Annotated in this window: 14 protein-coding genes; 2 read left to right on the top strand and 12 right to left on the bottom strand. The window is 28.0% G+C overall.

All coding sequences use genetic code 11. The annotated features are described in order from the left end of the window. Positions 1 to 21 precede the first annotated feature (21 nt). From prpF to prpB, 4 genes are all read right to left on the bottom strand, one after another. Entirely contained in the window at positions 22 to 1,197 is a 1,176-nt protein-coding gene (gene prpF, locus ACTCCZ_RS05200; RefSeq protein ID WP_079577977.1) for a 2-methylaconitate cis-trans isomerase PrpF, read from the bottom strand. 100 nt (positions 1,198 to 1,297) lie between these two features. Next, on the bottom strand, positions 1,298 to 3,889 hold the full coding sequence (acnD, locus tag ACTCCZ_RS05195) for a Fe/S-dependent 2-methylisocitrate dehydratase AcnD (protein ID WP_079577976.1): 2,592 nt from the start codon (positions 3,887 to 3,889) through the stop codon (positions 1,298 to 1,300). A gap of 90 nt (positions 3,890 to 3,979) precedes the next feature. Continuing rightward, positions 3,980 to 5,128: a bifunctional 2-methylcitrate synthase/citrate synthase gene (gene prpC / locus ACTCCZ_RS05190; RefSeq protein WP_079577975.1), complete on the bottom strand. Its 1,149-nt coding sequence runs from the start codon at positions 5,126 to 5,128 to the stop codon at positions 3,980 to 3,982. A 36-nt stretch (positions 5,129 to 5,164) separates the two neighbouring features. Beyond that, positions 5,165 to 6,049, bottom strand: a complete 885-nt coding sequence (prpB, locus tag ACTCCZ_RS05185; protein ID WP_079577974.1) for a methylisocitrate lyase — start codon at positions 6,047 to 6,049, stop codon at positions 5,165 to 5,167. Positions 6,050 to 6,230: 181 nt separating this feature from the next. Between prpB and ACTCCZ_RS05180 the strand changes: the two genes are divergently transcribed. Then, positions 6,231 to 7,208: a hypothetical protein gene (locus ACTCCZ_RS05180; RefSeq protein WP_079577973.1), complete on the top strand. Its 978-nt coding sequence runs from the start codon at positions 6,231 to 6,233 to the stop codon at positions 7,206 to 7,208. Continuing rightward, on the top strand, positions 7,208 to 7,837 hold the full coding sequence (locus tag ACTCCZ_RS05175) for a LysE family translocator (protein ID WP_079577972.1): 630 nt from the start codon (positions 7,208 to 7,210) through the stop codon (positions 7,835 to 7,837). The genes ACTCCZ_RS05180 and ACTCCZ_RS05175 overlap by 1 nt, the downstream gene beginning before the upstream one ends. Positions 7,838 to 8,169: 332 nt before the next feature. On the opposite strand, the gene ACTCCZ_RS05170 is transcribed toward ACTCCZ_RS05175, so the two are convergent. The 8 genes from ACTCCZ_RS05170 to ACTCCZ_RS05135 all read right to left on the bottom strand — a co-directional run bounded on the left by ACTCCZ_RS05170 (position 8,170) and on the right by ACTCCZ_RS05135 (position 14,449). After that, positions 8,170 to 8,529, bottom strand: a complete 360-nt coding sequence (locus ACTCCZ_RS05170) for a VOC family protein (RefSeq protein ID WP_079577971.1) — start codon at positions 8,527 to 8,529, stop codon at positions 8,170 to 8,172. A gap of 554 nt (positions 8,530 to 9,083) precedes the next feature. After that, a complete protein-coding gene (locus ACTCCZ_RS05165) occupies positions 9,084 to 9,665 on the bottom strand; it encodes a nitrous oxide reductase accessory protein NosL (protein ID WP_079577970.1) in 582 nt (193 codons plus the stop codon). Then, positions 9,662 to 10,615 (bottom strand): hypothetical protein, encoded by a 954-nt coding sequence (locus ACTCCZ_RS05160; protein ID WP_079577969.1) that lies wholly within the window; start codon positions 10,613 to 10,615, stop codon positions 9,662 to 9,664. The genes ACTCCZ_RS05165 and ACTCCZ_RS05160 overlap by 4 nt, the downstream gene beginning before the upstream one ends. Next, positions 10,615 to 11,283, bottom strand: coding sequence for an ABC transporter ATP-binding protein (locus ACTCCZ_RS05155; protein ID WP_079577968.1), 669 nt, complete (start codon positions 11,281 to 11,283; stop codon positions 10,615 to 10,617). The genes ACTCCZ_RS05160 and ACTCCZ_RS05155 overlap by 1 nt, the downstream gene beginning before the upstream one ends. Beyond that, positions 11,280 to 12,380: an ABC transporter permease gene (locus tag ACTCCZ_RS05150; RefSeq protein WP_079577967.1), complete on the bottom strand. Its 1,101-nt coding sequence runs from the start codon at positions 12,378 to 12,380 to the stop codon at positions 11,280 to 11,282. Before ACTCCZ_RS05150 ends, ACTCCZ_RS05155 begins: the two co-directional genes overlap by 4 nt. Then, positions 12,370 to 12,555: a hypothetical protein gene (locus ACTCCZ_RS05145; protein ID WP_079577966.1), complete on the bottom strand. Its 186-nt coding sequence runs from the start codon at positions 12,553 to 12,555 to the stop codon at positions 12,370 to 12,372. The genes ACTCCZ_RS05150 and ACTCCZ_RS05145 overlap by 11 nt, the downstream gene beginning before the upstream one ends. After that, a complete protein-coding gene (locus ACTCCZ_RS05140) occupies positions 12,552 to 13,604 on the bottom strand; it encodes a nitrous oxide reductase accessory protein NosL (protein ID WP_079577965.1) in 1,053 nt (350 codons plus the stop codon). The genes ACTCCZ_RS05145 and ACTCCZ_RS05140 overlap by 4 nt, the downstream gene beginning before the upstream one ends. After that, positions 13,601 to 14,449: an SEL1-like repeat protein gene (locus ACTCCZ_RS05135; protein WP_079577964.1), complete on the bottom strand. Its 849-nt coding sequence runs from the start codon at positions 14,447 to 14,449 to the stop codon at positions 13,601 to 13,603. The genes ACTCCZ_RS05140 and ACTCCZ_RS05135 overlap by 4 nt, the downstream gene beginning before the upstream one ends. Between the last annotated feature and the right edge of the window lie 2 nt (positions 14,450 to 14,451).

The following is a 14,451-nucleotide window of genomic DNA, read 5'->3' as shown; positions in this document are numbered from 1 at the left end:
AGACCTTTTTATTAAAAAATATTAATCCATTGTTCCAGCAGGAACATATACATTACCATCCATAATAATTCTTGCACTTCTACTCATACTTGCTTTTTCTACAATATACTTTCCCTCTTTTTGTGATAATGTTGCACCAACTTTAATAGTACCACTTGGATGACCAAAAGTAACTGTATTTTTTTCTCCACCACCACTAGCTAAATTAACTAATGTTCCTGGAATACAAGCAGCAACACCAATTGCAACTGAAGCTGTACCCATCATTGCATGGTGTAGTTGTTGCATAGATAAAGCTCTAACATGCAAATCCATTTCATCTGCTTTTAGTTCTTTTCCTGAAGATGTAGTAAAATCTTGCGCAGGAGATACAAATGCAATTTTTGGTGTATGTTGTTTAGTTAAGGCTTCTTTAGCATCAGAAATTAGTCCCATTTTAAGTGCCCCTGCAATTCTAATTTTCTCAAATTTCTCTAAAGCTTTAGTATCAGAGTTAATATCTCCTTGAAGTTCAGTTCCTTTGTATCCAATATCATCAGCATTTACAAATACAGTTGGAATACCAGCTGTAATCATAGTAACTTTAAAAGTACCAACACTAGGAACTTCTAAGTCATCTACTAAATTCCCTGTTGGAAATAACTCTTCGCTTGGATCAACTGGCTCAACAAACTCTAATTTAATCTCTTGGGCAGGAAAGGCAACACCATCAATCTCATAATCACCCATTTCTTTTACCATTCCATTTTCCATTGTTACATAACATAGAATAGTTTTTTTAATATTTGCTTGCCAAATTTTTACACAACAAACACCGTTTTGAGGAACATTATCCACTAAACCTTCTTTTATGGCAAAAGGTCCAACTGCACTTGATAAGTTTCCACAGTTTCCACTCATATCTACAAAATCTTTATCAATTGCAACTTGACAAAAGTAATAATCTACATCGTGATTTGGAACTTTTGATTTACCAACTAAAATAGCTTTAGAAGTAGATGAAGAAGCTCCACCCATACCATCCATTTGTTTTTTATAAATATCTGGACTTCCTACGATTCTTTGAAGTAACTTATCTCTTTTTCTTGAATCTTCTTGTGCTTCTTTTGGAAGGTCTGCAATATTAAAGAAAGTGCCTTTTGAAGTTCCACCTCTCATATAAGTAGCTTTTACTTTAAACTGTGGTTTATAAGCCATAATATATTTCCTTATTATTAGTCTTGTAATATCTTTTTTAATATGAACAATATTCACACTAAAAAAGATAAATTAAAGGGGATAAACCCTTTAATTTTTCTTATTTGTTTGCAACAACTTCTTTTGCAAATTTTTGTAAAATTCCACCAGCTTTATAAACTTCAACCTCTGCTGTTGTATCTAATCTACAAGTTACTGGAATATCTACTTTTTCACCATTTTCTCTTGTCATAACTACTGTTAAGTCACATCTTGGAGTGATTTTACCTACTACTTCAAAAGTTTCACTACCATCGATATTATATGTATGTCTTGTGTCACCATCTTTAAATTGAAGTGGCAATACACCCATACCAACTAAGTTAGTTCTGTGAATTCTTTCAATTGATTCAGCTATAAGTACTTCAACACCTGCAAGTCTTACTCCTTTTGCTGCCCAATCTCTTGAACTTCCTTGACCATAGTTAGTTCCAGCAATAATAATAAGACCTTGACCTCTTTGTCTATATGTCTCAATTGCTTCCCACATTCTTGACTCAGTACCCTCAGGCATAATCTTAGTCAAGCTTCCTTGTTTTACATTACCATCTTCATCTTTTACCATTTCATTAAATAGTTTTGGGTTTGCCAATGTTGCTCTTGAAGCTGTATGATGATCCCCTCTATGAGTTGCATAAGAGTTTAAATCTTCAACTGGTAATCCCATTTTTAAGCAATACTCTCCTGAGGCTGAATCTGGCAAGATTGCATTTGAAGGAGAAAGGTGATCTGTTGTAATATTATCAGGAAACACTCCTAAGGGTCTTAAATCTTTAAGTGCTGGCATTCCCATAAACTCATCTTCCCAATATGGTGGTTTTTGAATATATGTAGAGTTTGGATTCCAGCTATAAAATGGCTCAACCTTTATAGCACTTAAACCATCTCTATTAAACATTGGCTCATAAATATCATTGAACATTTGAGGTTTTACACATGATTTTTCAACTGAATCAATCTCTTCATCTGATGGCCATAAATCTTTTAATGTAATATCATTTCCGTCTTTATCTTTTCCTAATGAATCATTTTCAATATCAAATCTAATTGAACCTGCTAATGCATAAGCAATTACAAGTGCAGGACTTGCTAAAAACGCCTCTTTTACATAAGGGTGAATTCTTCCGTCAAAGTTTCTATTTCCAGATAATACAGCAGTTGAATAGATATCTCTATCTATAACTTCTTGTTGAATTTTTGGATCAAGTGCTCCACTCATACCATTACAAGTAGTACATGCAAAACCAACTACACCAAATCCAAGTTTTTCCATCTCACTTAATAATCCTGCTTCTTTTAAGTAAACTTCAATTACTTTTGAACCAGGTGCTAATGAAGATTTAACCCATGGTTTTCTTGTAAGTCCAAGCTCATTTGCTTTTTTAGCTAATAATCCTGCAGCGATAACATTTCTTGGATTTGAAGTATTTGTACATGAAGTAATAGCAGCAATTAAAATTGCACCATCTGGCATCTTATCACCTTCTTGTACAAAATCTTTTACAATACCTTCTTCTTTTAAAGTTGTTGTAGGCACTAGTTTATGAGGTTTAGATGGCCCTGCTAAACTTCTAGTAACTTTTGATAAATCAAATTTTATAGTTCTTGCATAAGTAGCATTTTCTAATTGATTTGCCCATAAACCATTGGCTTTTGCATAAGCTTCTACAAGTTCAACTTGTTTTTGCTCACGTCCTGTTACTTTTAAATAATCAATAGTTTGTTCATCAATAGCAAACATACCTGCACTTGCACCATATTCAGGAGTCATATTAGCTATTGTTGCTCTATCTCCTAAATTAAGATATTTGATTCCATCACCAAAGAACTCTAAGTATGCAGAAATTACATCATTTTCTCTTAAAAATGAAGTCATAGCAAGGGCAATATCAGTTGCAGTTATACCAGGTGCTCTTTTTCCTGTTATTTTAACTCCAACAATATCAGGAACTCTCATATAAGAAGGATTACCAAGCATTACATTTTCAGCTTCTAAACCACCAACGCCAACAGCAATTACGCCAAGTGCATCAACATGTGGAGTATGTGAATCAGTTCCAACTAAAGTATCAGGACTTGCAATCCCCTCATTTAAATGAACAACTGGAGACATTTTTTCTAAGTTGATTTGGTGCATGATACCATTTCCAGGAGGAATAACATCTACATTATTAAAAGCTTCTTTTGTCCAGTTTATAAAGTGAAATCTATCTGCATTTCTTCTATCTTCAATATCTCTATTTTTTTGGAATGCATCTGGATCAAATCCACCACACTCAACTGCTAATGAGTGGTCAACGATTAGTTGAGTAGGTACAACTGGATTAACTTTATCTGGATCTCCTCCATCTCTTGCTACTGCTTCTCTAAGACCTGCTAAGTCAACAAAAGCAGTTAAACCTAAAATATCATGGCAGATAACTCTACTTGGATACCAAGGAAAATCTTTATCAGTTCTTTTTTCGATTAATTGAATAAGTGAATCTTCTAATTTTTCACTTGGGCATTTTCTAATTAAGTTTTCTGCTAATACTCTTGATGTGTAGTTTAGTTTTTCAAATGAACCAGGAGTAATCTCTTCAACAGCAGTTTTTACATCATAATATTTAACATCTAATTTATCTAATTGTTTAAGATATTTTTCATTTGTCATTTTATATCCATTTAGTTTGTATTTAAAAGGATAAGTTTTACTTACCCTTTTAGTATTTTTAAGTAGTGCACCATATAAGGTACTAAAGTTTTATCTCTCTTCTAAAGGAACGAATTTTAAATTTTCAGGACCAGTATAGTTAGCTGATGGTCTAATAATCTTTCCATCTTCTCTTTGTTCAATTACGTGTGCTCCCCATCCTGTAACTCTTGAGATTACAAAAATTGGTGTAAACATATCTGTTGGAATTCCCATTTGATTATATGAAACTGCTGAGAACCAGTCAAGATTTGGGAACATTTTCTTTTGTTCCCACATAATTGTTTCAATTCTTTCAGCTACATCATACATAAGCATGTCATTATTTTCTTCAGATAAATCTTTTGCAACTTTTTTGATAACAACATTTCTTGGGTCACTTGTAGTATATACAGGATGTCCAAATCCTATGATGATTTCTTTTCTTGCCATTCTTTCTTTGATATCTTTTTCTGCTTCATCAGCAGAACTATATCTTTCTTGAATTCTAAAGGCAACTTCGTTTGCTCCACCATGTTTTGGACCTCTTAATGCACCAATTGATCCAGTTATACATGAGAACATATCTGAATTTGTTCCAGAAATTACTCTTGATGTAAATGTAGAAGCATTAAATTCATGTTCAGCATATAAAATCAAAGATACATGCATAGCTTTAACCCAAGATTCACTTGGTTTCTCACCATGTAATAAGTGTAAAAAGTGTCCACCAATAGTATCATCATCTGTTACAACATCAATTCTTTTTCCATTGAATGCATAGTGATACCAATATGTAAGCATAGAACCAAATGAAGCCATTAGTTTGTCAACGATATTTTGTGCTTCATCTTTTGGATGAGCTTCATCTTCTGACATAATTGCACCAAGAACTGAACAACCTGTTCTCATTACATCCATTGGATGAGAAGTTTTTGGTAATTGTTCTAATGCAACTTTAACACCATCTGGTAAATCTCTCATACCTCTTAATTTTTCTTTATAAGCTTTTAACTCTTCTTTATTTGGTAGTTTTTCATGTACAATTAAATGTGCAATTTCTTCAAATTCAGCTTTATCAGCAAACTCTAAAATATCATAACCTCTATAATGCAAATCATTACCAGTAACACCAACTGTACAAATAGCTGTATTTCCAGCAGCAGTACCTGAAAGTGCAACAGATTTTTTTGGTTTAAATCCTGTAGTTGTAGTACTCATAATTTTCCCTTTTCTATTTGATTTTTTTAATTTATTTTAGTTTGATTTGCTTTTTGCAAAAAGTTCATCCATTTTTTGTTCATACTCGTGGTAACCTAACATATCATAAAGTTCCATTCTTGTTTGCATTGTATCAAGAACACTTTCTTGTGTCCCTTTTTCTCTTAGTTCTTGATATACATTTAACGCAGCTTTATTCATAGCTCTAAATGCTGATAATGGATAAAGTACCATATCAATACCAACTGAACCTAACTCATCAGTTGTAAACATTGGAGTTGCACCAAATTCTGTAATATTTGCTAATACAGGAATATCAATAGCGCTAGTAAACTCTTTATACTCTTTTAAAGTGTGAATTGCTTCTGCAAATATTGCATCAGCTCCAGCTTCAACATAAGCTTTTGCTCTAGTTATTGCAGCTTCTTGACCTTCACTTGCATGAGCATCAGTTCTTGCAATAATATAAAAATCAGGATCTAAATCTTTTTTAGCATCCACAGCAGCTCTTATTCTATCGCACATCTCTTCTATTGAAACTAACTCTTTATTTGGTCTATGTCCACATCTTTTAGCAGCAACTTGATCTTCTATATGAAGTCCAGCAGCTCCAGCTCTAATGAACTCTTTAACAGTTCTTGCAACATTAAAAGCATGTCCCCAACCAGTATCTGCATCAACAATTAATGGAGTATCACAAATTGATGTTACTCTTCTAATATCAATACATACATCCTCAATCATTGTCATACCTAAATCTGGTAAACCATATGATGCATTTGCAATTCCACCACCTGATAAATAAATAGCTTTAAATCCTACTTTTGTAGCTTGTAAAGCTTGGTAAGCATTAATTGTTCCTACAATTTGTAAAGGAGTTTCTTCCTTAAGTGCTTCTCTAAATTTTTTCCCTGCGCTCATAATAAAAGTTCCTTCATATTAAATTTATAAAACCATTATACACCATTCAATAAACAAAAGATTGTATAATTATTGTATAGCAAAACTCAACTTTCTTGCGTAATAGTATATTATGTACAAAATTTGTTTTTATGTTTAAAAGTAGTACAATATGTGATAAAAATTGTTTAAGGATTTTAGTATGTCATATAAAACAGGAATAGAAAAAATTATTGAAATATATAAAAGATCTCATTTAAGTATATCAAAATTTTCATCATTAATTCAAAAAGATAGAAGAACTGTAACATCTTGGGTTGATGGATTAACAGACGTTGAACCAAATGATGAAGTAAAGAAAAAAATCTGTTCTCTTTTTAGGTACCCTGATTATATATGGGAAGATGGCTGTATGGATGAAGAATTTTTAAAATCAATTACTCAAATACCACAAAAAGAGGTTCGAATAATAGATGAAGATTATCAAGGTAGATTAAAATATATAATGGATATCGAAAAAAATAGAAGATTTGTAATCCAAGGACAATTTCCTGGACCTATGTATAGAGATACAGCAGTTCAAAGAGTATATAGAACAAGAACAGATAAAAACATAGAAGAGCTCAAACAAAATAGAATTGATCAAATGCTTAGATATGATTATGATACAACTGAGTGGTATTCAATCAAATCAATACTTAGTTTTTGTTATGCTGAAATTGGTAATTTCTTTACAAAAGAAGAAAAAATAAAAATATTAGAATTGATTTATGAACTTTTTAACAATAACTATAATAAAAAATTGTTTCTTTTTGACTCATTTTCAAGAAAAATTTATGGAATGGAAACTACATATATCTCTATAAATGTAAAACAAAAAATCTTATTTTTTAAATCACCAATTGAATCAGTTTTTATTGAAATTAGAAATAAAAACTTAGTAGAAAGAATGCATAGATATTACTCTTCACCAATTGAAGCGCCAAGTCATGTAAACTTTTTAGAATCAGTTAAAATTATTAAGATTTTACAAGATGCTTTAAAATACAACAATTCTTTAGCTCAAGCTTATGAAAATATAAATAGAACTACTGATTATGGAGAACTGTTTTTCAATAATCTATCTATAGATTTACAAAGACAAGTTAGTGCTCCAAAACAAGGACAAAGAAGAAATTAATGCAATATTTAGACCAATTTTTATTAATAGCAGTTGCACATATAATAGCACTTATGTCTCCTGGACCTGATTTTGCAATTATATTAAAACAAAGTATTACCCATGGAAGAGAAAAATCTTTATGGACTAGCTTTGGAATTAGTATAGGAATTTTGGTACATGTAAGTTATACAGTATTAGGAATAGGTTTGATTATTTCAAAGTCTATAATTATTTATACTATTATAAAATACTTAGCAGCTTTATATTTAATATACTTAGGAATTAAAGCTTTAAAATCAAACTCTTTTAAACTAGACAAGTTTGAAAAAGGTAAAACACAAAAAGAGATAACAAAATTTAAAGCATTTAGTATAGGATTTTTTACAAATGCACTAAATCCAAAAGCAACACTATTTTTCTTATCTTTATTTACTGTTATTGTGGATATAAATACTCCTTTATATATCCAAGGTTCTTATGCAATCTTTTTTGTAATATCTACTTTTTTATGGTTTGGTTTTTTATCATTTGTTTTAACAGGGAAAAAAGTAAGAGGTTTTTTTAACTCTTTTGGAAAGATATTTGATAAAGTAATAGGAGTGATATTAATTGCTTTAGGTATAAAAGTAGCGATGAGTGAAATGTGATAAGTAATCTATATTTTTCTCTTGAAGAATTTCTTCTTCGTTTTCTTACTTTTTAGTTGTAAAAAGTAAGAAAAAAAGCAACCAGACAAGTTGATGAAGGCAAAGCTACCTTACAGTTATATATTTATTTTTGCCCTGTAAAACTCGCTAAAGAGTGCATTTAGCACTCTTTTTTACGCTCAAACAGTTTCGGGCTTTACCAAAATAAATATATAACTTCCAGCTTCATCAAAGTCTGGGAAGAAGAGAGTTTGAGCTATCATATATAAATTTACAAAAATGAAGAGTTAAGATTTAGATATTGTTTAAAGAACAAATGTTCTCTAAACAATTTATAATATTTTTTTACTAGGTCGCTTAGTTGCTAATTCAAGAATATAGCATGGAAAACCATCTGGATCTCTTACTCCAAATACTTTTCCAAAAGGAACTTCTTGTATTGCTAGACAAATTTCAGCTTTTTGTGAAAGAAAATTAAACACATTATCTATATCATTTACAAGCCAATATATTTCTTGTTTTGTTTCTGCACCCATTGGTTCATCTGTAGTAATAGCAAAAGTATCAAACTGTATGTAATTTGGATGTTCTCTTTGAATATCAAGATTCATAGTTTCAACATAAAATTTTTTTGCTATATTTATATCTTTTACATACTCAACAACAAAGCCAAATTTTGGTTTTTCATTCATTTTAACTCCATAATATAAATTTGTATTATTATATTAAGATTTATTTAGTAAGTAAAAAAATATGGCAATATGCAAGATTAATATCATACCTTTTAGCTTTCTTACTTTTTAGTTGTAAAAAGTAAGACAAGTTGATGAAGGCAAAGCTACCTTACAGCTTTATCAAAGTTTGGGAAGAAGAGAGTTTAAACTATCATATATAAATTTACAAAAATAAAACAGCTTTATTGTTTTTTATTCCAACATCTACAGAAGCTGAGCGTTTGTTTTCTCTTTTTGGAAAAGGCTTGTAACTGTTTGAGTAAATAAGTATGCTAAAAAGCATATTTATTGTTGGTGGTTTTTTATTTTACTTTTTGCCACTCAAATTTAAAATATAACTATTTAACGGTGTCACAAGCTAATCAATAATTATTTTTATTAATTGCTTAGAATTTTTTACCGATATATTATCTTTATGAACTCTATGAAAATATAGTATCATATTTCCAACTATTTATTATACGAGAATTTCTAACACTCCTAGGCATTCTAACAATAGGTTTTTGACTATTTTATCTTTTTTTTAATAACTCTCTTTTTATCATAGGATTTAGTAAAGTTTCACCTCTTAAAGCAAACTGTTTAATTTCCTCAAACTCATAAATTTGTTTTGTTTCTCTTTTGATTTTAAAGTTACCTATTTGTTCTTCTATTGTAGATCTTGTCATCGCACTTGTTATTGCACCAATTGAAGTTTCATAAGCTCCAAATCCATAGCCTAAAGGTGTATTTGCATCTCTTATATACCAAGCAAGCTTTGCATCAATATAAGCACCTGTATCAGTTGAATACACATACATTTTGGCTTTATTTTTAAAATTTTGTCTATCAAGCCATCTTATCATACATCCAACATCATCAAAAAAATATACATTATGATTATAAATAACTTGAGCAGAGTTTAGATATCTTTTAATCATCATATCACAATCATTACAAATATATCTATTTTTATATGTTTCTAATACAACTCTATATGGTGCATCTTGCATATAATTATGCTCTACTTTTATATCTTCTCTTGTATCTTTTGAGTAATTATATAAAAATAAAGAGATAATAATTAAAAAAATATATGGTAAAACTCTTCTCATAAAAATACTCCATTTTTAATATAATAAATCACTACAAAATATGTACAAATTAGTACAAATATAGTATTAAATAATATTGAATATTTAAATAAATTAGTTATTTTTTTATTTATTAAAGACTCAATAATATAAGAAGATATACCAAAGAAAACTCCAAGAAACAAACTTATCCAAATAAAATATCCAACATAAAAATACTCTTTTTGTAAAATACAAAATGGACATTGATGATTAGGCAAAATATAAATATAAATACTAAAAAAATATGTTACTGAAAAATATGATATAAATAAAAAAAGGATATTAATAAGAAAGCTTAATACAATTTTTTTCAAATATGAAAATATTAATGTAAAACTAAAGATTATATAAAAAGTTATTGCAAGATTAGATTGTGTTAATCCAAAAGGTAAAGTATCAGCTTTAAATAGAGTTGAACAGCAAAAAACAGGAACTTTTAAAGGAACATTTACAAAATATAATACTTCAAAAAATATCTCAAAGAGAATAAGAAATAAAATGAAATTGAAAAAAAAGTATTTAGGTTTTATATATATAAATTTTTTTGATTTTATATCAAGGCGATTAACAATTAACCATATTCCCAACATAAAAACTATAAATATTTTGAGTAATAACAAAACTTCACCATAATCATTTGCACCAATTACACCAGCTATACACATAGCTCCAGGAACTACATTTGATAGTTCAGATAATGACTTTATAAAAAAGAAAAAGAGTATTATCTTACAAATAATTGTAAAATTAATTATGGTATTTACTAAATAGTTTCTTTTTTCTAAAGAGTACTGCAAAGAAGTAGTAATACTAAAATTCCAATTTTTTAATATTTTGATTACTGAATATTCACTAATTAGCATCAATATTACTAATATTACTTCAATAAAAATAAATACAATAATATCATTTAGTAAAAATATATTCATTACTCTATCTTTGCATCTTTTATATCTATATATCTATCAACAAACTCAAGATTATCAAATAAAGAATCATGTGTTGCAACAATAACAGTTTTTTTAAGCTCTTTAAATTTCTTTAACATTTCTATAAAAATCAATGAGTTTGATTTATCTAAATTTGCAGTTGGTTCATCTGCTAAAATAATTGAGGGATTCATCACAAGTGCTCTTGCAATTGCACATCTTTGTTTCTCTCCTCCACTTAAGTTTTCTACTTTTTGCTCTTTTTTATGTTCTATATTTGCAATTTTTAGAGCTTGTGTAACTTGCTTTTCAAGTTGATTTTTATCTATTTTTTTTAATACCAAAGGAGCCATAACATTTTCAAAAGTATTTAATCCAGAAATTAAGTTAAATGATTGAAAAATAAAGCCTATTTTTTCATTTCTAAAATTAGAAATATTAATATCAGGTAATTTTGCAATATTTTCATTTTCAATTATAATATCACCACTTGTTGGTTTACAAAGTCCTGCAATAATTGATAATAAAGTGCTTTTACCACTTCCACTTTTCCCTCTTATAATTATAGTTTGAGCCTCTTGTATCTCTAAATTGATATTATTTAAAGCAGTAAATTCATTTTGTTTATTTTCATTATATATTTTATATAAATTAGTTATTTTTGTCATTTCATTATCTCACTTATATCTTCAATAGCAACTTTCCATGAAGGAATAATAATAAATGCTAAAAAAGGAATTATTGTAAATAAAAAAATCAAAAAATGCATTCTAAAATCAACAGTTGGTGTAAAAATTATATTTTCCATTTGTTCACCTAAAAAAATATTTTTTACTATAGGTGCATCAAATATAAAAACAAAAATATAAGAAGTCAAAACTCCAATAAAATAAGAGCTTAAAGCAATTACACTATTTTGTATAAATTTTAAAGAGATAATATCTTTAATTGAAAAGCCAATACTTCTCAAAATTGCTATTTGTTTTTTTTGCTCTGTTAATACTGAAGATACTTGATTTTTTAATAATATAAAAAATGTCAACATTGCAACAATATACAAAATCATAAAGATTCCACCTTTATAATAAAAAATCTGTCGATAATATGATTGAAGTTGAGTTTTACTTATTGCTATTGTATTTGGAAAAATATCCATTATTTTTCTTGCTAAAAACTCTACTTCATTATCATTTGGAACATAAACACTAAGATAAGAGTATTGTTCATCATTCATTTGCAAAATTTCTCTTGAGACATCACTATTTGCAAAGATTGTATTACTTGACAAGATATTTGAAGCAATCACACTTTTTATTTTTTTTGTTAAAGTTCCATCAAGTGTTAAAAAGTTAAATTCTTTATCATAATGAAATATTTTAAACAACAGTTTTATATCTTTTGATACTATAATTTCATCATCACTTAGTGAATCATCTGCAATTAAATGAATAAGTCTAGAACTTTGAGAAAAATTATAATAACCATCAACTTTCCCTTGAACATTTTCAACTCCATCTAATTGCAATATTGTATTTATATGGTTTTCATTTAGAGGAAAGTATTTCCCTGATTTCGTATTTGTAACTATTATTTGGTCTTGATTTCCTAAAGTAGATAATAAATCATACTTAATAGAATCAGATATAAACAAAACAGTACTTAAAATAAATACAATAAAAGTAAATATTATAAAACTAAAAAAATATTCTGTTTTATCTTTCAACAAAAGCTTAATTGAGTAATCAATAAAATTTCTACTTAACATAAACAAACTCTTTATAATCTTTTGATTTAAATATAAAAGTATCTCTTACATATATTTTAGAAGAGTATTCTTTTAGATTATTAAATCTTTTTTCAAAATCAAAACTTTTATAATCTATAAAAGAAATAATAAACAATACAAAGATGATTAAACTCACTTTATAAATAAAACTCATTTTAAATACTCTAATACCTCATCAGTTATTTCACTAAAGAACATAACTTTTTTTCCAAAGTGGTCATTTTTAAAATTATATGCAGCTTGGTCTGATTCAAAGGCAACTAACTCTTTCCCCATTGGACCATAAACATCAGAACCCATAACATAAAATGCTTTTCTTGCATCAATCTTTTTTGTTGTAAAATAATCACTCACATAAATTTCACCAATATTATTTTTGCCTTTTTGAAATACAAATTTCAACATATCTTTTGGCCCATCAAAATAGTAATGTTTTTGTTTGTACTCTAGCATTGTTGTCCATTTTGGATATTTATGTACAAACATTCCACAAATCACACATTTTGCATCTTTTGGTACATCTATACTTTCTATTTTTCTAATTGTTTTATCTAACTTCTTTGTATCCCATAAATAAACAGTCATTGCTTGTAACTGTTTATCTTTATTCACTTTGCAAAATTCTTTAAGTTTAGTTTTTAAATCAGTTATAGTTTTGATATTTTCTATACTTATTTTATTACAATTAGATTCATAAAGTTTTTTTCCTACTTTATAAACTTTCTTTTTCTTTTTTGTATCTAACATAGATAAGTCTTTTAAAAAATCATTTCTAACTACAACTATCAAATCTTCAAATTCAACTAAATTTCCACCATTTTTACTTATAAAATCCAAAGCATCTTTTTTTTGTTTAAAAGCATATTTACTATGAAAACTCATTGTTGCTGGCTTATTACTTCCTATTACAAAGAAAGCTTTTTTAGCATCAATAAATTTTAAACTATTTGTATCTACTACTTTTATTTCACTATCAAATTTACCTTTTGTTTGTTCATACAAACAATGAATAGAGCAATATTGTCTATTGTTGTAAATATAGTTTGTTTTATAATGTTTTGGTAAACTCATAGCACAAGAACTACAATAGTATTTATTACTTCCTTCATTTATAAAAGTACCTTCATCTTTCTTTATAGATTGAAAACTCTTTGCAAAAATCAAGCAAGAAAATATTGTAAGAAGTAGTAAATATTTTTTCATTTTTCTGCCTTATAATTTTCTAATAATTTATAATTATCACAAGCTAGTTTCAATCCTTTGTCACAAGATTTTTTAAATAAATCTTTTGCTTTTATAAAGTCTTGTTTTACACCTAATCCTTTTATGTGAAGAACTGCAAGATTGTTGCATCCTTTTAATCCATTTTTACTTTTACACGCTTTTTCATATAAAGAAGCAGCCTTTTTAAAATCTTGTTTTACACCTTTTTTATTTTCATACATATTACCTAAATTTTCACAAGCAATAGATACACCTGCTTTACACGCTTTTGTATATAATTGTATTGCCACGTTATAATTTTGTGATGTACCTCTTGTACTTTCATACATAAAAGCTAAATTACTACATCCTAATTCATCATAACTATTACAAGACTTTTTATAAAAAGAGAATGCTTTTTTTGTATCTTCTTTTACACCGTTTGCACTATCATATATTCTTCCAAGGTTATTACAACTTGCTGCATGATTTTGCTTACAAGCTTTTTCATATAAAGTTATTGATTTTTTAATATCTTTTTTTACATCTTTAGCATTCATATAAATAACACCCAAGTTATAGCAAGCTGAAACAAAGTTTTTATTACAAGCCATTTCATAATATTTTATAGCTTTCTTTGTATCTTTTTTTATTCCTTTTGAACCCATATATAATATGCCCAAGTTATAACAAGCTGAAGCTTTGTTATCTTTAATACAAGCATTTTCATAAATAGATGCAACTTTTTTGTGGTCACCTTTTTTGTGAGCTTCCACACTCTCTTTTATATATCCTGCTTGTAAAACAGAAAATAAAACAGAAAATAAAATTAAATACTTCTTCATAA

The sequence above is a fragment of the Malaciobacter sp. genome (assembly GCF_055140965.1).
Note: the sequence above shows the minus strand (reverse complement) of the source record. Positions and strands in the feature narration are given on the sequence as shown.

Bases quoted from the DNA above. Each gene is read 5' to 3' on its own strand.
- prpF (WP_079577977.1), bottom strand. From the start codon at position 1,197: ATGGCTTATAAACCACAGTTTAAAGTAAAAGCTACTTATATGAGAGGT.
- acnD (WP_079577976.1), bottom strand. From the start codon at position 3,889: ATGACAAATGAAAAATATCTTAAACAATTAGATAAATTAGATGTTAAA.
- prpC (WP_079577975.1), bottom strand. From the start codon at position 5,128: ATGAGTACTACAACTACAGGATTTAAACCAAAAAAATCTGTTGCACTT.
- prpB (WP_079577974.1), bottom strand. From the start codon at position 6,049: ATGAGCGCAGGGAAAAAATTTAGAGAAGCACTTAAGGAAGAAACTCCT.
- ACTCCZ_RS05180 (WP_079577973.1), top strand. From the start codon at position 6,231: ATGTCATATAAAACAGGAATAGAAAAAATTATTGAAATATATAAAAGA.
- ACTCCZ_RS05175 (WP_079577972.1), top strand. From the start codon at position 7,208: ATGCAATATTTAGACCAATTTTTATTAATAGCAGTTGCACATATAATA.
- ACTCCZ_RS05170 (WP_079577971.1), bottom strand. From the start codon at position 8,529: ATGAATGAAAAACCAAAATTTGGCTTTGTTGTTGAGTATGTAAAAGAT.
- ACTCCZ_RS05165 (WP_079577970.1), bottom strand. From the start codon at position 9,665: ATGAGAAGAGTTTTACCATATATTTTTTTAATTATTATCTCTTTATTT.
- ACTCCZ_RS05160 (WP_079577969.1), bottom strand. From the start codon at position 10,615: ATGAATATATTTTTACTAAATGATATTATTGTATTTATTTTTATTGAA.
- ACTCCZ_RS05155 (WP_079577968.1), bottom strand. From the start codon at position 11,283: ATGACAAAAATAACTAATTTATATAAAATATATAATGAAAATAAACAA.
- ACTCCZ_RS05150 (WP_079577967.1), bottom strand. From the start codon at position 12,380: ATGTTAAGTAGAAATTTTATTGATTACTCAATTAAGCTTTTGTTGAAA.
- ACTCCZ_RS05145 (WP_079577966.1), bottom strand. From the start codon at position 12,555: ATGAGTTTTATTTATAAAGTGAGTTTAATCATCTTTGTATTGTTTATT.
- ACTCCZ_RS05140 (WP_079577965.1), bottom strand. From the start codon at position 13,604: ATGAAAAAATATTTACTACTTCTTACAATATTTTCTTGCTTGATTTTT.
- ACTCCZ_RS05135 (WP_079577964.1), bottom strand. From the start codon at position 14,449: ATGAAGAAGTATTTAATTTTATTTTCTGTTTTATTTTCTGTTTTACAA.